The organism is Pseudomonas sp. OF001 (assembly GCF_904426495.1).
In the GTDB taxonomy this organism is placed as follows: Bacteria; Pseudomonadota; Gammaproteobacteria; order Pseudomonadales; family Pseudomonadaceae; genus Geopseudomonas.
In genome coordinates, this window is record NZ_CAJGBM010000001.1 from 115,632 (window position 1) to 137,873 (window position 22,242).

General features: G+C 68.0%; 19 protein-coding genes. 13 read left to right on the top strand and 6 right to left on the bottom strand.

Features of this window, described 5'->3' with window-relative positions; all coding sequences use genetic code 11:
- Positions 1-4: 4 nt before the first annotated feature.
- Positions 5-2,653: a pyruvate dehydrogenase (acetyl-transferring), homodimeric type gene (gene aceE / locus RA210_RS00500; protein ID WP_136491782.1), complete on the bottom strand. Its 2,649-nt coding sequence runs from the start codon at positions 2,651-2,653 to the stop codon at positions 5-7.
- Between the two features lie 249 nt (positions 2,654-2,902).
- Between aceE and glnE the strand changes: the two genes are divergently transcribed.
- The 13 genes from glnE (at position 2,903) to RA210_RS00565 (ending at position 18,414) form a co-directional block, all read left to right on the top strand.
- The gene (glnE, locus tag RA210_RS00505) at positions 2,903-5,839 is read left to right on the top strand and encodes a bifunctional [glutamate--ammonia ligase]-adenylyl-L-tyrosine phosphorylase/[glutamate--ammonia-ligase] adenylyltransferase (RefSeq protein ID WP_201485066.1); all 2,937 of its coding nucleotides are present in this window, start codon (positions 2,903-2,905) and stop codon (positions 5,837-5,839) included.
- A gap of 49 nt (positions 5,840-5,888) precedes the next feature.
- Positions 5,889-6,812: a branched-chain amino acid transaminase gene (locus RA210_RS00510; protein ID WP_136489723.1), complete on the top strand. Its 924-nt coding sequence runs from the start codon at positions 5,889-5,891 to the stop codon at positions 6,810-6,812.
- 169 nt (positions 6,813-6,981) lie between these two features.
- Entirely contained in the window at positions 6,982-8,031 is a 1,050-nt protein-coding gene (waaF, locus tag RA210_RS00515) for a lipopolysaccharide heptosyltransferase II (RefSeq protein ID WP_201485067.1), read from the top strand.
- A complete protein-coding gene (waaC, locus tag RA210_RS00520) occupies positions 8,032-9,090 on the top strand; it encodes a lipopolysaccharide heptosyltransferase I (protein WP_201485068.1) in 1,059 nt (352 codons plus the stop codon).
- The gene (locus RA210_RS00525) at positions 9,090-10,211 is read left to right on the top strand and encodes a glycosyltransferase family 4 protein (RefSeq protein WP_201485069.1); all 1,122 of its coding nucleotides are present in this window, start codon (positions 9,090-9,092) and stop codon (positions 10,209-10,211) included. Before waaC ends, RA210_RS00525 begins: the two co-directional genes overlap by 1 nt.
- Positions 10,212-10,290: 79 nt before the next feature.
- Positions 10,291-11,106 carry a lipopolysaccharide core heptose(I) kinase RfaP gene (gene rfaP / locus RA210_RS00530; RefSeq protein ID WP_201485070.1) on the top strand — a complete coding sequence of 272 codons (816 nt, stop codon included), beginning with the start codon at positions 10,291-10,293 and terminating at the stop codon, positions 11,104-11,106.
- Positions 11,103-11,840 (top strand): lipopolysaccharide kinase InaA family protein, encoded by a 738-nt coding sequence (locus RA210_RS00535; protein WP_201485071.1) that lies wholly within the window; start codon positions 11,103-11,105, stop codon positions 11,838-11,840. The genes rfaP and RA210_RS00535 overlap by 4 nt, the downstream gene beginning before the upstream one ends.
- 2 nt (positions 11,841-11,842) lie before the next feature.
- Complete coding sequence (locus tag RA210_RS00540; RefSeq protein WP_201485262.1) at positions 11,843-13,282, top strand: lipopolysaccharide kinase InaA family protein; 1,440 nt, start codon at positions 11,843-11,845, stop codon at positions 13,280-13,282.
- A 16-nt stretch (positions 13,283-13,298) separates the two neighbouring features.
- Entirely contained in the window at positions 13,299-15,053 is a 1,755-nt protein-coding gene (locus tag RA210_RS00545) for a carbamoyltransferase family protein (RefSeq protein WP_201485072.1), read from the top strand.
- Positions 15,040-15,945 carry a glycosyltransferase family 2 protein gene (locus RA210_RS00550; RefSeq protein WP_201485073.1) on the top strand — a complete coding sequence of 302 codons (906 nt, stop codon included), beginning with the start codon at positions 15,040-15,042 and terminating at the stop codon, positions 15,943-15,945. The genes RA210_RS00545 and RA210_RS00550 overlap by 14 nt, the downstream gene beginning before the upstream one ends.
- A gap of 2 nt (positions 15,946-15,947) precedes the next feature.
- On the top strand, positions 15,948-16,916 hold the full coding sequence (locus RA210_RS00555) for a glycosyltransferase family protein (RefSeq protein ID WP_201485074.1): 969 nt from the start codon (positions 15,948-15,950) through the stop codon (positions 16,914-16,916).
- 26 nt (positions 16,917-16,942) lie between these two features.
- A complete protein-coding gene (locus tag RA210_RS00560; protein ID WP_328821099.1) occupies positions 16,943-17,791 on the top strand; it encodes a glycosyltransferase in 849 nt (282 codons plus the stop codon).
- A 53-nt stretch (positions 17,792-17,844) separates the two neighbouring features.
- Positions 17,845-18,414, top strand: coding sequence for an acyltransferase (locus tag RA210_RS00565; protein WP_136489713.1), 570 nt, complete (start codon positions 17,845-17,847; stop codon positions 18,412-18,414).
- Between the two features lie 38 nt (positions 18,415-18,452).
- Here the strand turns inward: RA210_RS00565 and RA210_RS00570 are convergent, their stop codons facing one another.
- The 5 genes from RA210_RS00570 to RA210_RS00590 are packed head-to-tail and all read right to left on the bottom strand — an operon-like array spanning position 18,453 to position 22,230.
- Positions 18,453-19,556, bottom strand: coding sequence for a DegT/DnrJ/EryC1/StrS family aminotransferase (locus RA210_RS00570; protein ID WP_136489712.1), 1,104 nt, complete (start codon positions 19,554-19,556; stop codon positions 18,453-18,455).
- Positions 19,553-20,017: an acyltransferase gene (locus tag RA210_RS00575; protein WP_136489711.1), complete on the bottom strand. Its 465-nt coding sequence runs from the start codon at positions 20,015-20,017 to the stop codon at positions 19,553-19,555. The genes RA210_RS00570 and RA210_RS00575 overlap by 4 nt, the downstream gene beginning before the upstream one ends.
- Positions 20,010-20,414 (bottom strand): sugar 3,4-ketoisomerase, encoded by a 405-nt coding sequence (locus tag RA210_RS00580; protein WP_178084058.1) that lies wholly within the window; start codon positions 20,412-20,414, stop codon positions 20,010-20,012. The genes RA210_RS00575 and RA210_RS00580 overlap by 8 nt, the downstream gene beginning before the upstream one ends.
- Complete coding sequence (gene rfbA, locus RA210_RS00585; protein ID WP_136489710.1) at positions 20,411-21,286, bottom strand: glucose-1-phosphate thymidylyltransferase RfbA; 876 nt, start codon at positions 21,284-21,286, stop codon at positions 20,411-20,413. The genes RA210_RS00580 and rfbA overlap by 4 nt, the downstream gene beginning before the upstream one ends.
- A complete protein-coding gene (locus RA210_RS00590) occupies positions 21,286-22,230 on the bottom strand; it encodes an alpha-1,2-fucosyltransferase (protein ID WP_136489709.1) in 945 nt (314 codons plus the stop codon). Before RA210_RS00590 ends, rfbA begins: the two co-directional genes overlap by 1 nt.
- Between the last annotated feature and the right edge of the window lie 12 nt (positions 22,231-22,242).

Here is a 22,242-nt window from a genome sequence, read left to right on the forward strand (position 1 = left end):
CTCCTCAGCAGTCCAGCGGGTTGGCTTTGTTGGTGTCGATGCCGAACTTGGCGATGGCCTCGGCCACCACGGTACGGTCGATCTCGCCGCGGTCGGCCAGGGCCTCCAGCGCGGTCAGCACCACCCAGTAGCGGTCCACCTCGAAGAAGTGGCGCAGCTTCTTGCGGCTGTCGCTGCGGCCGAAGCCGTCGGTGCCGAGCACCTTGTACTCCTTGACCGGGACCCACTGGCGGATCTGGTCGGCGAACAGCTTCATGTAGTCGGTGGAGGCGACCACCGGGCCGCGGCGGCCGGACAGGCACTGCTCGACGTAGGTCAGCTCGGGCTTCTGTTCCGGGTGCAGGCGGTTGCGGCGCTCGACGGCCAGGCCCTCGCGGCGCAGCTCGTTGAAGCTGGTGACGCTCCACACGTCGGCGCCGATGTTGTAGTCCTCGCGGAGGATCTTCGCCGCCTCGCGCACCTCGCGCAGGATGGCGCCGGAACCCATCAGCTGCACGTGGCAGGCGGCGTCGCGCTGGTCTTCCTCGAGCAGGTACATGCCCTTGATGATGCCGTCCTCGACGCCCTGCGGCATGGCCGGCTGGGCGTAGGCCTCGTTCATCGCGGTCAGGTAGAAGAACACGTTCTGCTGTTCTTCGGTCATCTGGCGGATGCCTTCGCGGATGATCACCGCCATCTCGTAGGCGTAGGTCGGGTCGTAGGTGCGGCAGTTGGGGATGGTCGAGGCCAGGATGTGGCTGTGGCCGTCCTCGTGCTGCAGGCCTTCGCCGTTGAGCGTGGTGCGTCCGGCGGTGCCGCCGATCAGGAAGCCGCGCGCACGGCTGTCGCCGGCCGCCCAGGCCAGGTCGCCGATGCGCTGGAAGCCGAACATCGAGTAGAACACGTAGAACGGCAGCATCGGCTGGTTGTGGTTGCTGTAGGCGGTCGCCGCAGCAATCCAGCTGGACATGGCGCCGGCCTCGTTGATGCCTTCCTCGAGGATCTGGCCCTTCTTGTCCTCGCGGTAGAACATCACCTGGTCCTTGTCCACCGGCTGGTACAGCTGGCCGACCGAGGAGTAGATGCCGAGCTGGCGGAACATGCCTTCCATGCCGAAGGTGCGCGCCTCGTCGGGGATGATCGGCACGATGCGGCTACCGAGATCCTTGTCCTTGACCAGCTGCGACAGGATGCGCACGAAGGCCATGGTGGTGGAGATCTCGCGCTCGCCGGTGCCGTCGAGGATCGCCTTGAGGGTCTCCAGCGGCGGGGTCGGGATGCTGAAGCTCCTGCTGCGGCGCTGCGGCACGAAGCCGCCCAGCTTCTCGCGGCTCTTCAGCAGGTACTTCATCTCCGGGCTGTCCGGCTCGGGCTTGTAGAACGGCAGCTCTTCCAGCTTGTCGTCCGGGATCGGGATGCCGAAGCGGTCGCGGAAGGCCTTGAGGCTCTCGATGTCGACCTTCTTGACGTTGTGGGTGATGTTCTGCGCCTGGCCGGCACCGGTACCGTAGCCCTTGATGGTCTTGGCCAGCACCACGGTCGGCTGGCCGGTGTGGTTGACCGCCTGGTGGTAGGCCGCGTAGACCTTGAACGGGTCATGGCCGCCACGGTTGAGCGCCCAGATCTCCTCGTCGGACATGTCCTTGACCATCTCCAGCAGCTCCGGACGGGCGCCGAAGAAGTGCTCGCGGACGAACTTGCCGTCGTTGGCCTTGTAGTTCTGGTACTCGCCGTCGACCACCTCGTCCATGCGCTTCTGCAGCAGGCCCTTGGTGTCCTTGGCGAACAGCGGATCCCACAGGCGGCCCCAGATCACCTTGACCACGTTCCAGTCGGCGCCGCGGAACACGCCTTCCAGTTCCTGGATGATCTTGCCGTTGCCGCGCACCGGGCCGTCGAGGCGCTGCAGGTTGCAGTTGACCACGAAGATCAGGTTGTCCAGCTTCTCGCGGCCGGCCAGGGCGATGGCGCCGAGGGATTCCGGCTCGTCGGTCTCGCCGTCGCCGAGGAAGCACCAGACCTTCTGCTTGCCGGCGGGGATGAAGCCGCGGTGCTCCAGGTACTTCATGAAGCGCGCCTGGTAGATCGCCTGGATCGGGCCGAGACCCATGGATACGGTGGGGAACTGCCAGAAGTCCGGCATCAGCCACGGGTGCGGATAGGAGGACAGGCCCTGGCCGTCCACCTCCTGGCGGAAGTTGTTCAGTTGGTCTTCGCTGATGCGGCCCTCGAGGAAGGCGCGGGCGTAGACGCCGGGGGAGGCGTGGCCCTGGAAGTAGATCAGGTCGCCGCCATGCTCTTCGGTCGGCGCCTTGAAGAAGTAGTTGAAGCCGATGTCGTACAGGGTCGCGCTGGAGGCGAAGGTGGAGATGTGACCGCCCAGGTCCGGATCCTTCTTGTTCGCGCGCATCACGGTCGCCAGGGCGTTCCAGCGGATCAGCGAGCGGATGCGTCGCTCCATGAACAGGTCGCCCGGCATGCGGGCTTCATGGGTGACCGGAATGGTGTTGCGATACGGAGTGGTGATGGCGTACGGCAGCTGGGTGCCGGTGCGCGAGGCCAGCTCACCCATGCGGGTCAGCAGGTAGTGGGCGCGGTTTTCACCTTCACGATCGAGGACGGACTCCAGGGCGTCCAGCCATTCCTGGGTTTCGACGGGATCGAGATCTTGCATGGCTTGCTCCAGGGCGGAAAGGCTTCCAGAATCGGTTGCCGGATAGAGCGCGGCCGGGCTTGTGGGCGGCCGCAGCGAATTTTGTGTTTGTCGGACCAGGGCTGTTGCAGCCTGTCCGCACCGGGGGTGTCCCGGTCGCGCTTGTAGTTTTACTACATATTCACGGCAAAAGCAGCACCCCGCGACAAACGTCCAGTAGCAAAACTACAGCGCCGCCGACGGCCGCCGGGGCGCGATTAAGGATAGACCATGAGCCTCCCCTCCCTGATCGACCTGCCCGCGGAACTCAATGCCCTGGTCGAGCACAGCTTGCAGGGCCTGCGCGCCCGTCTCGATGATGCAGGTCAACAGGCCCTGGCGGCCTGGCCGGCGGCGCGCCACGCCGCGCTGGCGCGGGCGCTGGGCGCCAGCGACTTCGTCGCCGAGCAGGCCGTGCGCGACGCGGCGATGCTGCTCGAGCTGGCCGCCAGCGGCGAGCTGGAGCGGACGCTGGGCGCCGGCGAGCTGCGCGACCAGTTGGCCGAGGCGCTGGAGGGCTGCGCCAGCGAGGACGATCTGGCCCGGCGCCTGCGCCGCTACCGCAACCGCCAGCAGACGCGGATCATCTGGCGCGACGTCAACCGCCTGGCCGACCTGGGCGAGACCTGCCGCGACCTCTCCGATCTGGCCGACGCCAGCATCGACCTGGCCTACCGCTGGCTGTACGCCCAGCAGTGCGCGCAGTCCGGCACGCCGATCGGCGCGCGCAGCGGCGAGGCGCAGCATCTGGTGATCCTCGGCATGGGCAAGCTCGGTGCCTTCGAGCTCAACCTGTCCTCCGACATCGACCTGATCTTCGCCTACCCCGAGGGCGGCGAGACCGCGGGCGCGCGCCGCTCGCTGGACAACCAGGAGTTCTTCACCCGCGTCGGCCAGAAGCTGATCAAGGCGCTGGATGCGCTGACCGTCGACGGCTTCGTGTTCCGCGTCGACATGCGCCTGCGTCCCTACGGTTCCGGCGGCCCGCTGGTGTACAGCTTCAACGCCATGGAGCAGTACTACCAGGACCAGGGCCGCGACTGGGAGCGCTACGCGATGATCAAGGCGCGCGTGGTGGCCGGCGACCAGGCCGCCGGCGCGCAGCTGCAGCAGATGCTGCGGCCGTTCGTCTATCGCCGCTACCTGGACTTCTCGGCGATCGAGGCGCTGCGCAGCATGAAGCAGCTGATCCAGCAGGAGGTGCGGCGCAAGGGCATGACCGAGAACATCAAGCTCGGCGCCGGCGGCATCCGCGAGGTGGAGTTCATCGCCCAGGCCTTCCAGCTGATCCACGGCGGCCGCGACCTCAGCCTGCAGCAGCGGCCGCTGCTCAAGGTGCTCGACACCCTGGCCGGGCAGGGCTACCTGCCGCCGCCGGTGGTCGACGAGCTCAAGGACGGCTACCGCTTCCTGCGCTACCTGGAGCACGCCCTGCAGGCGATCGCCGACCGGCAGACGCAGATGCTCCCCGACGGCGAGCTGGAGCGCGCGCGGGTGGCCTTCATCATGGGCTTCCCCGGCTGGAACGCGCTGCTCGACCAGCTGGCGCACTGGCGCGGGCGCATCGACTGGCACTTCCGCCAGGTGATCGCCGATCCCGACGAGGACGGCGGCGCCAGCCTGGCCGGCGTCGGCGACGAGTGGCTGCCGCTGTGGCAGGGCGCCCTCGACCCCGAGGCGGCCCAGCACCACCTGGCCGACGCCGGCTTCGCCGATCCCGCCAGCGCCTGGCAGCGCCTGGAGGGTCTGCTGCACGGCTCGCAGGTGCGTGCCATGCAGCGCCTGGGGCGCGAGCGGCTGGACGCCTTCATGCCGGGCCTGCTGGCCGCGATGGTCGCCCACGGCAATCCCGACCTGCTGCTCGAGCGCGTGCTGCCGCTGGTCGAGGCGGTGGCGCGGCGCTCGGCCTACCTGGTGCTGTTGTCCGAGAACCCCGGCGCCCTGGCGCGCCTGCTGACCCTGTGCGCGGCCAGCCCGTGGGTGGCCGAGCAGATCGCCCGCTACCCGCTGCTGCTCGACGAGCTGCTCAACGAGGGGCGGCTGTACAGTCCGCCGGGCAAGGACGAGCTGGCCGCCGAGCTGCGCGAGCGCCTCACCCGCATCCCCGAGGACGACCTGGAACAGCAGATGGAGGCGCTGCGCCACTTCAAGCTGGCCCACGGCCTGCGCGTGGCCGCCTCGGAGATCGCCGGCAGCCTGCCGCTGATGAAGGTGTCCGACTACCTGACCTGGCTGGCCGAGGCGATCCTCGAGCAGGTGCTGCAGCTGGCCTGGCGCCAGGTCGGCCAGCGCCACGGCTACCCGCGCCGTGGCGACGGCAGCAGCGCCAGCGAGCCGGAGTTCGTCATCGTCGGCTACGGCAAAGTCGGCGGCATCGAGCTGGGCCACAGCTCGGATCTGGACCTGGTGTTCATCCACAACGGCGACCAGCAGCACGAGACCGACGGCGCCAAGCCGATCGACAGCGCGCAGTTCTACACCCGCCTGGGCCAGCGCATCATCCACCTGCTCACCGCACAGACCGCCTCGGGCGCGCTGTACGAGGTCGACATGCGCCTGCGCCCGTCCGGCGCGGCCGGCCTCTTGGCCAGCTCGCTGGCGGCCTTCGAGCGCTACCAGGAAGGCGAGGCCTGGACCTGGGAGCACCAGGCGCTGGTGCGCGCCCGGGTGCTGGCCGGCTCCGCCGCGGTCGGTGCGCGCTTCGAGGCGATCCGCGCCCAGGTGCTCGGCCGCGAACGCGACGGCGCCGCGCTGCGCGCCGAGGTCAGCGAGATGCGCGCCAAGATGCGCGACAACCTGGGCAGCAAGGCCACCGCCGGCGGCACCGCGCCGGAGGCCTTCGACGCCGCGGCCGCCTTCGATCTCAAGCACGATGCCGGTGGTATCGTCGATATCGAATTTATGGTGCAATACGCCGTTCTCGCCTGGTCGCGGCAGTACCCTGAACTGCTGCGTTTCACCGACAACATCCGCATTCTGGAAGGGCTGGAGCGGGCTGGCCTGATCGCGAGCTCCGACGTCCGACTCCTGCAGGAGGCCTACAAGGCCTATCGCGCAGCCGCCCACCGCCTGGCCTTGCAAAAACAGGCCGGCAGTGTGAGCGGAGACCACTTCCACGAGGAACGCCGCGGCGTGATGCGGATCTGGCGCGAACTGGGGCTGGCCTGAGGCGCCCCGACAACCCCGAATTCTTGTTAGGTTTAGGAGCTGGCAAATTATGTCGATGGCCGATCGTGATGGCGTTATCTGGTATGACGGCGAACTGGTGCCGTGGCGCGAAGCCAACACCCATGTGCTGACCCACTCCCTGCACTACGGCATGGGCGTGTTCGAGGGCGTGCGTGCCTACAACACTCCGGATGGCACCGCGATCTTCCGTCTGCAGGCGCACACCGACCGCCTGTTCGACTCCGCCCACATCATGGGCATGAAGATCCCCTTCACCAAGGAAGAGATCAACGAGGCCACCCGTGCCGCCGTGCGCGAGAATGGTCTGGAAAGCGCCTACATCCGCCCGCTGGCCTTCTACGGCTCGGAAGGCATGGGTATCCGCGCCGACAACCTGAAGGTCCACGTGGTCATCGCCGCCTGGCACTGGGGCGCCTACATGGGCGACGAGGCCCTGGAGCGCGGCATCAAGATCCGCACCAGCTCGTTCACCCGCCACCACGTGAACATCTCCATGACCCGCGCCAAGGCCAGCGGTCACTACATCAACTCGATGCTGGCCCTGCAGGAAGCCGTGTCCGCCGGCGCCGACGAGGCCCTGCTGCTGGATCCGGAAGGCTACGTGGCCGAGGGCTCGGGCGAGAACGTGTTCATCGTCAAGAACGGCGTGATCTACACCCCCGAGGTCACCGCCTGCCTGAACGGCATCACCCGCAATACCGTGCTGACCCTGGCGCGCGAGCTGGGCGTCGAGATCGTCGAGAAGCGCATCACCCGCGACGAGGTGTACATCGCCGACGAGGCCTTCTTCACCGGCACCGCCGCCGAAGTGACCCCGATCCGCGAGCTGGACGGCCGCCAGATCGGCGCCGGCCGCCGTGGTCCGGTCACCGAGAAGCTGCAGAAGGCCTACTTCGACCTGGTCACCGGCAAGACCGCTGCCCACGCCGAATGGCGCACCCTGGTCAAGTAAGCACGACCCGGATCCGCGTAGGGTGGGTCAGGCCGCAGGCCGCAACCCACCATCCGGCCCGCCGGGCCGGCCAGCGGTGGATCCGCCGGCGGATGCCTGCGGCATCCCTGGTGGGTTACGCTGCTGGCGCAGCCAACCCACCCTACGATTTCCTGCTTCCGGCTTTTCTATGAACATCCTGATCATCGGCCCCAGCTGGGTGGGCGACATGGTGATGGCGCAGACGCTGTTCCAGTGTCTCAGGCAGCGCCATCCCGACTGCGCCATCGACGTGCTGGCCCCCGAGTGGAGCCGGCCGATCCTCGAACGCATGCCCGAAGTCCGCCAGGCGCTGAGCTTCCCGTTCGGCCACGGCGTGCTCGACCTCGCCGGACGCCGGCGCATCGGCAGGTCGCTGGCCGGCCAGTACGACCAGGCGATCCTGCTGCCCAACTCGCTGAAGTCGGCGCTGGTGCCGTTCTTCGCCGGCATCCGCCAGCGCACCGGCTGGGTCGGCGAGATGCGCTACGGCCTGCTCAACGACGCCCGCAAGCTGGACAAGGCGCGCTACCCGCTGATGATCGAGCGCTTCATGGCCCTGGCCTTCGAGCCGGGTGTGGAGCTGCCCAAACCCTATCCGCGTCCGCAACTGCAGATCGACCCGGCCAGCCGCGCCGCGGCGCTGGCCAAGTTCGGCCTCGAGCTGGACCGCCCGGTGCTGGCGCTGTGCCCCGGCGCCGAGTTCGGCGAGGCCAAGCGCTGGCCGGCCGAGCACTACGCCGCGGTGGCCGACGCCAAGATCCGCGCCGGCTGGCAGGTCTGGCTGTTCGGCTCGAAGAACGACCACCCGGTCGGCGAGGCGATCCGCGAGGAGCTGATGCCCGGCCTGCAGGAGGAGGCGGTCAACCTCGCCGGCGAGACCAGCCTGGCCGAGGCCATCGACCTGCTGTCCTGCGCCGCGGCGGTGGTGTCCAACGACTCCGGGCTGATGCACGTGGCCGCCGCCCTCGACCGCCCGCTGGTGGCGGTGTACGGCTCCACCTCGCCGCAGTTCACCCCGCCGCTGGCCGAACAGGTGGAGATCGTCCGCCTCGGCCTCGACTGCAGCCCGTGTTTCGAGCGCACCTGCCGCTTCGGCCACTACAATTGCCTGCGCGACCTGCCGCCTCAGCCGGTGCTGGCGGCGCTCGAGCGCCTGGCCGGCGACCCGCTGGCCGACCCGCTGCCGCTGGAGCACTGAGTGCGCGTCCTGCTGATCAAGACGTCCTCGCTGGGCGACGTCATCCATAGCCTGCCGGCGCTCACCGACGCGCAGCGCGCCATCCCCGGCATCCGCTTCGACTGGGTGGTGGAGGAGGGCTTCGCCGAGATTCCCACCTGGCATCCGGCGGTCGACCGGGTGATCCCGGTGGCCCTGCGCCGCTGGCGCAGGAACCTCTGGCAGACCTGGCGCAGCGGCGAGTGGCAGCAGTTCAAGGCCCGCCTGGCCGAGCGCGACTACGACCTGGTGCTTGACGCCCAGGGCCTGGTGAAGAGCGCCTTCCTCACCCGCTACGCACGCGGCCCGGTGGCCGGCCTGGATCGCGCCAGCGCCCGCGAGCCGCTGGCCAGCCGCTTCTATGATCGCGGCTGCAGCGTGCCCTGGGGCATGCACGCGGTGGAGCGGCTGCGCCAGCTGTTCGCCCAGGCGCTCGGCTATCCGCTGCCGGCGGAGACCGGCGACTACGCCCTCGACCGCCAGCGCCTGCTCGCCGGGCGCGGCGCCGAGCCTTACCTGCTGCTGCTGCACGGCACCACCTGGACCACCAAGCACTGGCCGGAGCGCTACTGGCGCGAGCTGGCCGAGCTGCTCGGCGCCCAGGGCTGGGCGATCCGCCTGCCGTGGGGCAATGCCGAGGAGAAGGCGCGCGCCGAGCGCATCGCCGCCGGGCTGGCGCACGTGACGGTGCTGCCGAAACTGAATCTGGCCGGCGTCGCCGCCGAGCTGGCCGGCGCCCGCGCCTGCGTGGCGGTGGACACCGGCCTCGGCCACCTGGCCGCCGCCCTGGACGTGCCGACCATCTCCCTGTACGGCCCGACCAACCCCGGCTTCACCGGCGCCTACGGCCGCGGCCAGATCCACCTGGCCAGCGACTTCCCCTGCGCGCCCTGCCTGAAGAAGACCTGCGCCTACCAGCCGACGGCCGAGGATCGCCAGCGTTTCGACCTGGCCACGGAGCAGCCGCTGTGCTTCACCCGTCTCGACCCGGCACGGATCGCCGCCGAGCTGGCGGCCCTGCTGCCTGCGAGAGTCGTCTGATGCAACTGGCCTTCGTGCTGTACAAGTACTTCCCCTTCGGTGGCCTGCAGCGCGACTTCCTGCGCATCGCCCTGGAATGCCAGCGCCGCGGCCACGCCATCCGCGTCTACACGCCGATCTGGGAAGGCGAGGTGCCGCCCGGCTTCGACGTGCGGGTGGCGAAGATCCGCTCCTGGTCCAACCACCGGCGCAACGAGAAGTTCAGCGCCTGGCTGGCCGCCGATCTGGCCCGTGATCCGGTCGACCGGGTGGTCGGCTTCAACAAGATGCCGGGCCTCGACGTCTACTACGCCGCCGACGGCTGCTACGAGGACAAGGCGCAGACCCTGCGCAACCCGCTGTACCGCTTCGGCAAGCGCTACCGCCACTTCGCCGAGTACGAGCGCGCGGTGTTCGCCGCCGAGGCCAGGACCGAGATCCTGATGATCTCCGAGGTGCAGCAGCCGCTGTTCGTCAGGCACTACGGCACGCCGGCCGGGCGCTTCCACCTCTTGCCGCCGGGCATCGCCCAGGACCGCCGCGCCCCGGCCAACGCCGCCGCGATCCGCGCCGAGTTCCGCCAGGAGTTCGACCTGGGCGACGACGACCTGCTGCTGGTGCAGATCGGCTCGGGGTTCAAGACCAAGGGGCTGGACCGCAGCCTCAAGGCGCTGGCCAGCCTGCCGCGCGAGCTGAAGAAACGCACCCGGCTGATCGCCATCGGCCAGGACGATCCCAAGCCGTTCCTGCTGCAGGTCAAGGCGCTCGGCCTGTCCGAGCAGGTGCAGATCCTCAAGGGGCGCAGCGACATCCCGCGCTTTTTGCTCGGCGCCGACCTGCTGATCCACCCGGCCTACAACGAGAACACCGGCACCGTGCTGCTGGAGGCGCTGGTCTCCGGCCTGCCGGTGCTGGTCACCGACGTCTGCGGCTACGCCCACTACATCGCCGATGCCGACTGCGGCCGGGTGCTGCCCAGTCCGTTCGAGCAGGAGCGCCTCAACCAGTACCTGGCCGAGATGCTCGCCGACGACGCGGCGCGTGCGCGCTGGGGCGCCAACGGCCTGGCCTATGCCGATACGGCGGACCTGTACTCCATGCCGCAGAAGGCCGCCGACGTGATCCTCGGGGAGCAAGCATGAACACGATCCGTAGGGGCGAATTCATTCGCCTTGCCGAACTTCTGCAGGCGAATGAATTCGCCCCTACGGGAGCGGTGCCATGCAACTGATCCTCGCCGAACCTTTCAAGAGCCTGTGGCAGGGCAAGGACGCCTTCACCGAGGTGGAGAAGCTGCAGGGCCAGGTCTACCGCGAACTGGAAGGCCGCCGCACCCTGCGCACCGAGGTGGCCGGGCGCGGCTACTTCGTCAAGATCCACCGCGGCATCGGCTGGGGCGAGATCGTCAAGAACCTGCTGACCCTCAGGGCCCCGGTGCTCGGCGCCGGCCAGGAATGGACGGCGATCCAGCGCCTGACCCAGGCCGGCGTGCCGACCATGACCGCGGTGGCCTTCGGCGCGCGCGGCGCCAATCCCGCCGCGCAGCACTCCTTCATCGTCACCGAGGAGCTGGCGCCCACCGTCAGCCTCGAGGACTTCAGCCGCGACTGGATCTCGGCACCGCCGGAGCCGCGCCTCAAGCGTGCGCTGATCCGCCGGGTGGCGGAGATGGTCGGCGCCATGCACCGCGCCGGGGTCAACCACCGCGACTGCTACATCTGCCATTTCCTGCTGCATACGGACCAGGCGGTGACCGCCGACGACTTCCGCCTGTCGGTGATCGACCTGCACCGCGCGCAGACCCGCGCTGCCGTGCCGCGCCGCTGGCGCGACAAGGACCTGGCCGCGCTGTACTTCTCCGCGCTGGATATCGGCCTGACCCGCCGCGACGCCCTGCGTTTCCTCCGGAGCTACTTCCAGCGCCCGCTGCGCGACACCTTGCGCGACGAGGCCCGCCTGCTGGCCTGGCTGGAGGCCAAGGCGGCCAGGCTGCGCGAGCGCTACCTGCGCAAGTACGCACCGGGGGCCTCGGCGTGAGTGGCTGGCAGTTGGCTGCCGAGCTGCCCGCCGCCGCGCGGGAGGCCTTCGCCGATCTCGACCGGGTGTTCGCCCTGGACGGCGAGTGGGTGGCCGAGGACCAGATGTCCCGGGTGCTGCGCGTCGAGGTGGCCGGACTGCGCTACTACGTCAAGCAGTACTGGGGCGCCGGCAAGGGCCTGCGCCGCTGGCTGGGGCGGCCGCGGGTCGAGGCCGAATGGCAGAACCTGCGCCTGTTCGCCCAGTGGGGCATTCCCGCCGCGCCGGTGGTGGCCTGGGGGCTGGAGCGCCGCCTGGGCTGCTTCGCGCGCGGCGCGCTGATCACCGCCGAACTGGCCGGCACCGCGGATCTCGCCGCCCTGGCGCGCAACCACGACCCGCGCCTGCGCCAGCGCGACTGGCTGGACAGGGTCAGCCGCCAGTTGGCCGAGGCCACCCGCCTGATGCACCGCCATGGTTTCGCCCACAACGACCTGAAGTGGCGCAACCTGCTGGTCGACCAGACCGGCAATCTCTACCTGATCGACTGCCCGACCGGCAGCTTCTGGTGGGGGCCGCTGCTCGACTACCGGATCGTCAAGGATCTCGCCTGCCTGGACAAGGTGGCCAAGTACCACCTGTCGCGCAGCCGTCGCCTGCGCTTCTACCTGCAGTACCGCGGGCGCGAACGGCTGTCGGCCAACGACAAGCGCCGCCTGCGCAAGATCCTCGCCTTCTTCGAGGGCCGCGAATGAGCCTGCGCCTGAGCGAACTGGCCAGCGCCGGGCGCCGCCCGGCGCTGCCGCTGAGCATCGAGCTGCCCGGCGGCGAACTGCGCCTGCTGAGTCTGTTGCGCGTGCTGCCGGGGCAGCGCTACGTCGGCGAGGCCGAATGGCAGGGCCGCCGGGTGCTGGCCAAGCTGCTGGTCGGCGCCAGGGCGGCGCGCCAGCACGCCCGCGAGCTGGACGGCGCGCGCCTGCTGCGCGAGCAGGGGCTGGACACCCCCGAGCTGCTGGCCGAGGGGCTGGTGGCGGGCGAGGGCGGCTGGCTGCTGTTCGAGTTCCTCGCCGCCGCCATCAGCCTCGGCAGCGTCTGGCAGGCGGTGGCCGAGCAGCCGCCGCTGTCCGCCGCCCAGCAGGCGCTGCTCGGCGAGGCGCTGGGCGCCATCGGCCGCCTGCATGCCCGCGGCCTGTGGCAGGACGATCTGCACCTGGACAACCTGCTGCGCTGCCGCGAGCGCCTGTACCTGATCGACGGCGGCGGCATCCGCGCCCAGCTGGCCGGGCAGCCTCTGGCCCGCGCCCAGGCGCTGCAGAATCTCGGCGTGTTCTTCGCCCAGCTGCCGGCGGAGCTGGAGCCCTTCATCGACCGCCTGCTGCCGGCCTATCTGCAGGCCAATCCGGCGCATGCGCTGGACGCCAGCGACCTGCGCGAGCCCATCGCCGCCGTGCGCCGCTGGCGCCTCAGGGACTACCTGAAGAAGCTCGGCCGCGACTGCACCCTGTTCAGCGTGCAGCGCAGCCGCGACGACCTGCGCATCGTCCGTCGCGACCAGGCCGAGAGCCTGCTGCCGCTGCTGGAGCAGGCGGATACCGCCATCGGCGCCGGCGTTGCCCTGAAGCAGGGCGGCAGCGCCACCGTGGCGCGCGTCGAACTGGCCGGCCGGCCTGTGGTGATCAAGCGCTACAACATCAAGGGCCTGGGCCACTGGCTCAAGCGCTGCTGGCGGCCCAGCCGCGCCTGGCACAGCTGGGTTGAGGGCAACCGCCTGGAGTTCCTCGGCATCGCCACCCCGCGGCCGCTGGCCATGCGCGAGAGCCGCCGCTTCGGCCTGCGCGGGCGCGCCTGGCTGATTACCGAACATGCCGGCGGAGAGGATATACTCCGCCGATTCGCGCGCGATGGCAGTCGTCTGCCGCCGGAGAACGAGCTGCAGGCACTCGAGCGACTGTTCGCCGCCCTGTGCCGCGAGCGCATCGCCCACGGCGACCTCAAGGGCACCAACCTGCTCTGGCAGGACGGCCGCTGGGCGCTGATCGACCTCGACGCCATGCACCAGCACCGCTGCCCGCGGCGCTTCGCCAGGGCCTACGCCAAAGACCGCGCCCGCTTCCTGCGCAACTGGCCGGCCGATTCGGCCCTCTACCGGTTGCTCGACCAACGTTTACCGCAGGTGCCTGGCACCTGCCCTGAATAGATAGAGGGATACATCTGTGGCTCTGACCGTCCTCGGCCTTTCCGGCGCCCTCAGCCATGACCCGTCCGCCGCGCTGTACATCGACGGCAAGCTGATCGCCGCCGTCGAAGAAGAGCGTTTCGTGCGCGACAAGCACGCGAAGAACCGCATGCCCTACGAGTCGGCCAAGTTCTGCCTGGAACAGGCCGGGATCAGGCCGGAAGACGTCGATGTGGTGGCCATTCCCTTCGCGCCGATCAGCATCTTCGACAAGGCCCGCTGGCAGTATGCCAAGCGCTACGCCTACGCCCCGGACCGGGCGCTGGACGCCATCCTGTTCGGCAACCGTCGCTACCACCGCTACAAGAAGCGCATCCAGTGGTGCCTGCAGCAGCTCGGCTTCGACCTCAAGAAGGTCAAGATCGAGCCGGTCGAGCACCACCTGGCCCATGCCTCCAGCGCCTACCACTGCTCCGGCTTCACCGAGAAGACCGCGATCATGGGCATCGACGGCAAGGGCGAGTACGCCACCACCTTCTTCGGCTGGGGCGAGAACGGCAAGATCCACAAGATCAAGGAGTTCTACGATCCGGATTCGCTGGGCGGCCTGTACGGCGCGATCACCGAATACCTCGGCTTCGAGATGCTCGACGGCGAGTTCAAGGTGATGGGCATGGCGCCCTACGGCGACGCGGCGAAGTACGACTTCTCGCGGCTGGCCAAGTTCGAGAACGGCGAGCTGGTGATCAACACCGAGTACGCCAACGTCATCGGCTTCCGCCGCTACAAGGAGAACGGCAAGGGCTACTACTTCTCGCCCAAGCTGATCGAGTGGCTGGGCCCGAAGCGCGAGGGCGACATCGCCGACGACCCCTACATCCATTACGCCGCCGCCATGCAGGCACTGTTCGAGAAGCTGGCGCTGGAGATGATGGACTTCTACCTGGGCGACATCATCCGCGAAACCGGCAAGATCGCCTTCGCCGGCGGCTGCGCACTGAACGTCAAGCTCAACCAGAAGATCATCGCCCGCGACGAGGTCAGGGAGCTGTTCGTGCAGCCGGCCTCCGGCGACGCCGGCACCGCGGTGGGCGCCGCCGCCTACGTTTCGGTGGCCCGCGGCGTGCCGGTGGAGAAGATGGAGCACGTCTACCTCGGTCCGGCCTACTCCAACGAGGACGTGATCGCCGCCTGCGCCCGCCATCCCAACGCGCCGAAGTGGCAGCGCATCGACGACACCGCCCGGCGCATCGCCCGGATCATGGCTGACGGCAATCCGGTGGCCTGGTTCCAGGGCCGCATGGAGTTCGGTCCGCGCGCCCTCGGTGGCCGTTCGATCATCGGCTGCCCGAGCGTGCCGGGCGTCGCCGACCGCATCAACGAACAGATCAAGTTCCGCGAACGCTGGAGGCCGTTCTGCCCGTCGATGCTGGATACCGTGGCGCCGCAGATGCTCAAGGTCGACCACCCCAGCCCGTTCATGACCTTCACCTTCGAGGTCAACGAGGAGTGGAAGGAGCGCGTGCCGGAAGTGGTCCACGAGGACGGCACCTCGCGCGCCCAGGTGCTCGAGCGCCGGCACAATCCGCGCTGGTACGAGCTGATGCTGGAGCTGGAGAAGCTCACCGGCAACGGCGTGTCGCTGAACACCTCGCTGAACCGCCGCGGCGAGCCGATGGTCTGCTCGCCGACCGATGCGCTGAACATGTTCTACGGTTCGGACCTGCGCTACCTGATCATGGAGGACGTGCTGGTGGTCAAGGACGGGATGGACTGGTATGACGCCGTCTGAGACGCTGATCAGCGTCGTCATTCCGGCCTACAACTATGCCCACCTGCTGCCCCGTGCGCTGGACTCGGTGCTGGGACAGCTCGCTGACGACGTCGAGCTGATCGTCGTCGACGACGGCTCGCGCGACAACACCACCGAGGTGCTGGCTGGCTATGCCGCGCGCCATCCGCAGTTGCGGGCGATCCACCAGGCCAATGCCGGACCTGCCGCGGCGCGCAACCGCGGCATCCGCGAGGCGGCCGGCCGCTATGTGCTGCTGCTGGATGCGGACGACGAGTTGCTGCCCGAGGCGCTGGCGCAACTGCGCCACGCCGTGGCAGCCCGGCCTGATGCCGGCATGTTTCTCGGCGCGCAGGTCTCGGTGTTCGCCGACGGCCGCGAGCGTTTGCGCCAGCCCACGCCGGTGCCCGCACTCGCACCGCGGGAGCTGATAGCTCGCTACCTGTTGCAGAAGCGCATAGCCATATCCCACTGCTGCTCGCTGTTCCGGCGCGATCTGCTGCTGCAGTGTCCCTATCCGGAAAGCCTGCGCAAGGGGGAGGACATCGCCGTGTTCGCCTACCTGCTGGTGAGTGCGCCGGTGGTCACCGTCGCTCAGCCGCTGGCACGGATCCACAAGCATGACGACAGCCTGCGGCACAATCGCGACCGTGAGGAGGAGAATGCCCTCGGCATCGTCCGCGAGGTGTTCGCCAGCCTGCCGGCCGAGTGCCAGCCGCTGCGCCGTCGCTATACCGCCCAGCGTTACCTGTCGCTGTTTCGCATCGCCCAGGCCGACCGCGATCCTGCGGCGGCCCGGCGCTTCTACGCGTGCGCGCTGCGCCTGAGTCCGCTGCAGGCCCTGCGCTGGGGCTACCTGCGCAAGGCGTTGCGACTGTTGGTGAGGAGGTGAGCGTGCGAGTGTTGGTCCTGACCGCCGAGCCGCGGCTGCCGGATTTCAAGTCCCTGTATGCGAGTCTGGCCAGCCATGTGGAAGTCGATCTGCGCATCCTGCAGAAGGAGCAGCAGCGCGACCTGAAGAGCTACCTGCGGCAGATTCCCCTGGCCGGTTACGAGCGCATCCTGCTCGATCTGCCGTTCAAGAACGTCTACCGGCAGACCCGCCTGCTGGCGCGCCTGCCGCACCTCACGATCTACGAACAGGACGCCTGCCAGAACTACCTGGACAGTTCGCGCTGGAAGGGCAAGTTCAGTCGTTTCTACCGGCGTCTGCCTGGCGCACGCATCGTGGTGACCGGGGCGTCGGTCGCTCGCCGGCTGGCCGCCGAAGGGTTCGATGCCACCTTCATTCCCAAGGCCTACGATCCGCAGGATGTGTTCCTCGAGGAGCGGGGGCCGCGCGATATCGAACTGGGCTTCATCGGGCGGACGTCCAGCGGCGCCTATGCGGGCCGCAAGGCCCTGCTCGACAGCCTGGCGGCATGCGAGCCGCTGCAGCTGCTGCGCAGCGAGCCCGGCGACGCCTACCGCCATCTGCTCAACCGCATCCGCTTTTTCGTCAGCGCCGATGTCGGTCTGAACGAGTACATGGCCAAGAACTTCGAGGCCATGGCCTGCGGCTGCGTCCTGCTGGCCTGGCGCCAGGGCGAGGAGGAGCAGGCGATCGGTCTGGAGGAGGGGCGGCACCTGCTGCTCTATTCGTCACTCGATGAATTGCGCGCACATCTGGAGCGGCTGCGGGGCGATCCGGCACTGGCCGAGCGCATCGCTCTGGAGGGGCGGCAGTTCGTCGAGAGCCGGCTCGGCTTTCCCGCGTTGGCCGCCCGCCTGGCCGATGAGTTGCGCAGGCCCAGGCCGGCACGGCCTGTCGCGCCGTCGCGCTGGGCGTGGCTGCGCGCATTGCTCAAGGGGGGGAATGCCTAGTGCGGCAAGCAACGGATGATCCGCTGGTGACGGTGATAGTGCCGTCCTACAACCATGCTCCCTACGTCGAGGCCTGTATCGAGAGCATCCTCGGGCAGACCTACCCGAACATCGAACTGCTGGTGATCGACGACGGCTCGACGGACGACAGTGTCGAGCGGATCCGACGCTTGCAGGAGCGGCATGGTTTCGATTTCCGGGTGCAGCGCAACCAGGGGTTGCTGAGCACGCTGAACGACGCCTTGCAGCGTGCCCGCGGCGTCTATTTCGCGCCCTTTGCCTCCGACGACGTGATGCTCCCCGAGCGCATCGAGCGCCAGGTGCGCCACCTGCAGGCGCACCCCGAGGTGGCGATCTGTGCCGGCAACGTGCAGGCGATCGATCCCGAGGGACGCCTCGTCGGCAAGCCGCGCTCCTCCGGAGCGACGCGGCGCCTGGATTTCGACAGCCTCTTCCTGGGGACCCAGGACGGCGCACCGGCGCCCACGCTGCTGCTGCGCCGCGATGTCGCCCTGGCGGTGGGCGGCTACGATCCGTCGATCCGCATCGAGGATCTGACCATGCAGCTCAAGATGGCGAGGGCGGGATACTTCGTGGACGTGCTCGGCGATGTGCTGGCGCTCTACCGCACTCACCCGGAGAACATGCACAGGAACCTGCGCTTCATGCTCGACGAGGGGCTGAAGATCTATGCGCTGTTCGCCGACCACCCGGCCTACCGGCGGGTATGCATGGCGCATCGCAATTCCATCCTGCTCAAGGCGGCGAAGCTGGACAAGCCGCTGGCCTGGGAGATTCTCCGGCAGATCCCACCGGCGCACTGGACGCGCAAGACCCTGCGCGCGCTGTTGCGTCTCCTGCTGGCGCGCCGCTGACCGGCGTGTCCGGCGTCACGCGTGTTGTTCGACGTTGAGTTGACGAGGTCGGAATGAAGATATTGAAGTGGTACCAGCGCCTGCGTATCTGGTTTTATCGCCGCCTGTCGACCAACCGGCCGCATCTGCAGGGCTGCAAGATGCGCCAGCCGCTGATGTGTGCCGGCAAGGGGCGCATAGCCCTGCAGGGCGTGCAGCTCGGCTACTGGCCTTCGCCCGGCTTTCTCAATGGCTGCATCTACATCGAGGCGCGCGAGGCGAGCGCGCAGGTCAGCATCGGGGCGGGGACCATTCTCAACAACAATGCGGCGATCATCGCCGAGAAAGGGCGTATCGATATCGGCCGCAACTGCCTGATCGGCCGCAACTTCAGCGTGGTCGACTCCGACTTCCATGGCCTGAGTGTGGCCGAGCGGCGCTCGGGCGTGCACTCGACGGCGGATGTGCGCATCGAGGACGAGGTGTTCATCGGCAACGACGTGACCCTGCTCAAGGGAGTTTCCGTCGGCTACGGCGCGGTGATCGGCAGTGGTGCGGTGGTGGTGCGCGATGTTGAGGCGAACGCGGTATACGCGGGCAATCCGGCTCGACTGATTCGTCGTCTGGACGAGCCGGATCGCTAGACCGGGCCTGCAGGGACGAGCCCTGCAGGCCGGGGGCTTCAGGCGCGGAACGCGTTGACGCTGCGGATGACCTGCTCGGCCTCCTCGAGGCTCAGCGTCGGCCCCATGGGCAGGCTCAGCACTTCCCGATGCATGGCTTCGGTCAGCGGCAGCTCGAGGGGGCCCCAGGCGCGATAGGCCTGCTGGTGGTGCGGCGGGATCGGATAGTGGATGAGCGTCTGGATGCCCTGATCGGCAAGGTGGCGCTGCAGGGCTTCGCGTTCGCCACAGCGGACCACGAACAGATGCCAGACGTGTTGCTCCTCCACCGCGCAGTCCGGTAGCCGGATGGCCGGGTTGTCGATGCCCTGGCGATACAGGCGGGCGATCAGCCGGCGATGCTCGGTCTGGGCATCCAGGTGCTTGAGCTTGACCCGGAGCAGGGCGGCCTGGATCTCGTCGAGGCGACTGTTCACGCCCTGGTAGAGGTTCTTGTACTTCTCGTGCGAGCCGTAGTTGCGCAGGGCGCGCAGGGTCTGCGCCAGCTCGTCGTCGCTGGTGGTGATGGCGCCGGCATCGCCCAGGGCGCCGAGGTTCTTGCCCGGATAGAAGCTGAAGCCCGAGGCATGCCCCCAGTTGCCGGCCCTGCGGCCGCTCAGGCTGGCGCCATGGGCCTGGGCGGAGTCCTCCAGCAGCAGCAGGCCATGCTCTTCGGCGATGCCCTGCAGGGCCGGCATGTCGGCCAGTTGCCCGTACAGGTGAACGGCGAGGATGGCGCGGGTTTTCGCGGTGATGGCGGCGCGGGTCCGCTGCGGGCAGAGGTTGTAGCTGCCGGCATCCGGCTCGACCAGGACCGGGGTCAGGCGATTCTCGGTGATGGCCAGGATGCTGGCGATGTAGGTGTTGGCGGGGACGATGATCTCGTCGCCTTCCTTGAGCTTGCCCAGTTCCTTCCAGGCGCGCAGGGTCAGGGTCAGGGCATCCAGGCCGTTCGCCACGCCGATGCAGTGTCCGCTGCCGCAGTAGGTGGCGAACTCGGTCTCGAAGCGGGAAAGCTCCTGCCCGGCGATGTACCAGCCCGAGTCGATGACCCGGGTGCAGGCCTCGATCAGTTCCTCGCGGCAGGTGGCATTGATTTTCTGCAGATCCAGGAAACTGATCATTGCTCGATGTACCTGATGATTCTGGCCGGGTTGCCGACAACCACGGCGTTGTCCGGAACGTCCCTGGTCACCACGGCCCCGGCCCCGACCATGGCATTGCAGCCGATGGTGATGCCTGGCAGCAGGGTGGCGTTCGCGCCGATGCTGGCGCCCTTTTTCACGGTGATGCCGGCGAAGCTGTCGGGGTAGACCTTGGAGCGCGGCAGGGGATCGTTGGTGAAGGTCGCGTTGGGGCCGACGAAGACGTTGTCCTCGATGCGCGTGCCGTCCCACAGGAACACGCCGGATTTTATCGTGACGTTGTCGCCGACGATCACGTCGCCTTCGATCAGCGTGTGCGCGCAGATGTTGCAGTTCGCGCCGATGCGGGCTCCCGCCAGCACGACGCTGTACTGCCATATCCGGGTGTCCTTGCCGATGCTGGCAGTCTGGACGTCGGAAAGGGGATGGATCTTAGGCATTTCGCGTCAGCTCCAGGAAGGCGGGGTAGCTTCTGATGTAGTCGGATTCGTCGTAGTGGTCGCTGGCGAGGACGAGCAGCACGCAGTCGCTGCTGAAGTCGTGCATCTCGTGCCAGATCATCCGGCTGATGCGGATCGCCTTGTCGGGGGCGTCGAGCCAGACCTCTTCCCGGCTGACGCCGTCGTCCATGAGCATGCGGCAGCGGCCGGACACGCAGATGGCGATCTGTTCCAGCTGCCGGTGGGCATGGAAGCCGCGGGAGATTCCCGTCACCGTATCGGTCAGGTAGTAGACCCGCTTGATGTCGAAGGGGATGTTCCTTCCGCCTTCGAGTGCGACCAGCTTGCCGCGCTCGTCGCCCATCACCTTGAGTTCGATCAGCTCGGTCAGGCTCACTTGCTGTTCTCCCGGGCGATGGACAGAAGGTACTGGCCGTAGCTGCTCTTGCTCAGGGAGTGGCCGATGCGCTGCAGTTCCTCGACGCTGAGCCAGCCATTATGAAAGGCGATCTCTTCCAGGCAGGCGATCTTGTAGCCCTGGCGCTTCTCGATGGTTTCCACGAAGTGCGCCGCCTCCAGCAGGCTTTCATGGGTGCCGGTATCCAGCCAGGCGAAGCCGCGGCCGAGCAGTTCGACGTTGAGACTGCCGCGCTGCAGGTAGACCTGGTTGATGCTGGTGATCTCCAGTTCGCCGCGCGCCGAGGGCTTGACCTGCCTGGCGATCTCCACCACCTGGTTGTCGTAGAAGTACAGGCCGGTGACGGCGAAGTTCGATTTCGGGGCGTGCGGTTTTTCCTCGATCGAAATGGCGCGCCTGTCGGCGTCGAACTCGACCACGCCGAAGCGCTCGGGGTCCTTGACCTGATAGCCGAACACGGTGGCGCCGCTACTGCGCTGGGCCGCCTTGCGCAGCATGGGACTGAAGCCCTGGCCGTAGAAGATGTTGTCGCCGAGCACCAGGCACACCGAGTCGTCGCCGATGAACTCCTCGCCGATGATGAAGGCCTGGGCGAGACCTTCGGGGCTGGGTTGCACGGCGTAGCTCAGCCTCACGCCGAACTCGCTGCCGTCGCCGAGCAGGCGCTGGAAGCTGCCTATGTCATCGGGGGTGCTGATCAGCAGGATGTCGCGAATGCCTGCCAGCATCAGCACCGAGAGCGGATAGTAGACCATCGGCTTGTCGTAGATCGGCAGCAACTGCTTGGACACGCCCTTGGTGATGGGGTAGAGCCGGGTGCCGGAGCCGCCCGCCAGGATTATTCCTTTCATCAGAGGAAGACCCACTCTCGAGGTAGTTGGGACAGCTGCATCGCGTTGATTCTCTCGTCGGTAACCCATTGCCGAGGGGTTATCACGATCTTGTCCGGGTTGTCGTTGGCCCAGGCCGACAGCGCACTGAAGCCGCTGTTGGCGGTGATGTTGTGGGCGCACCTGCCGAGCAGGTGGAAGTCCTCGTAGTTCTTCAGGTTCTCGACGAAGACGCTGTCCGCCGGCAGGAACTGCGCGAGGTTCTCCCGGGACCAGGCGATATCGTCGGAGAACACGAAGAAGCGCGGCGCCCGGGTGTGTCTCGTCACGTGCTCGACCGCACTCCGGTAGTATTGCAGGGAGCAGGAGCCATGGAACTTGGCGTTCTCGGGGATGGACACGAAGTCGCCGCGGCGCACGTGCAGTGAAGTGGCGTTGGCGGCCGCCGCGATCTCGTCGGCGAGGGCGGTCGCCTGTGCGGAAAGCATCCTGGGCGTGAACTCGCGGACCAGCGGCCCCCGCAGGTGGTCGAACAGTGCCGATCCCATGCCCCATTCACCGTAGATGTAGGCATCCTTGCCGGTGTCGATGCCGGAGAAGAAGTTCGCGCTGGAGGACTTGGTGATGTCTGCCTTGTAGATCGTGTGGCCGAACAGCTTGCGCAGCAGCTTCTCCGGCGACTCGCTCCTTGGCGTGCCGAATGTCCCGGCGATGCCTTCGGCGATCCTGAAGCCGATGTAGTTGGGCAGCCCCTTGGCGCGGGCGATTTCCGCCTCGCTGGCCAGGCGCGCCTTGATCTGCAGTTTGTCCAGCTCGAAGTTGAACTGGGTTTCGCGCTTCTTCGGCCCCACATAGTTGGAGATGTCGAGCAGCAGCTCGCTGCCGGACAGTTCGGCCAGGGCTCGGCCCACGGCGTACTTGTGCAGTTGGCTGGCGAGTCCGCCTACCAGTTTGACGACTACCACAATCTTCTCCCA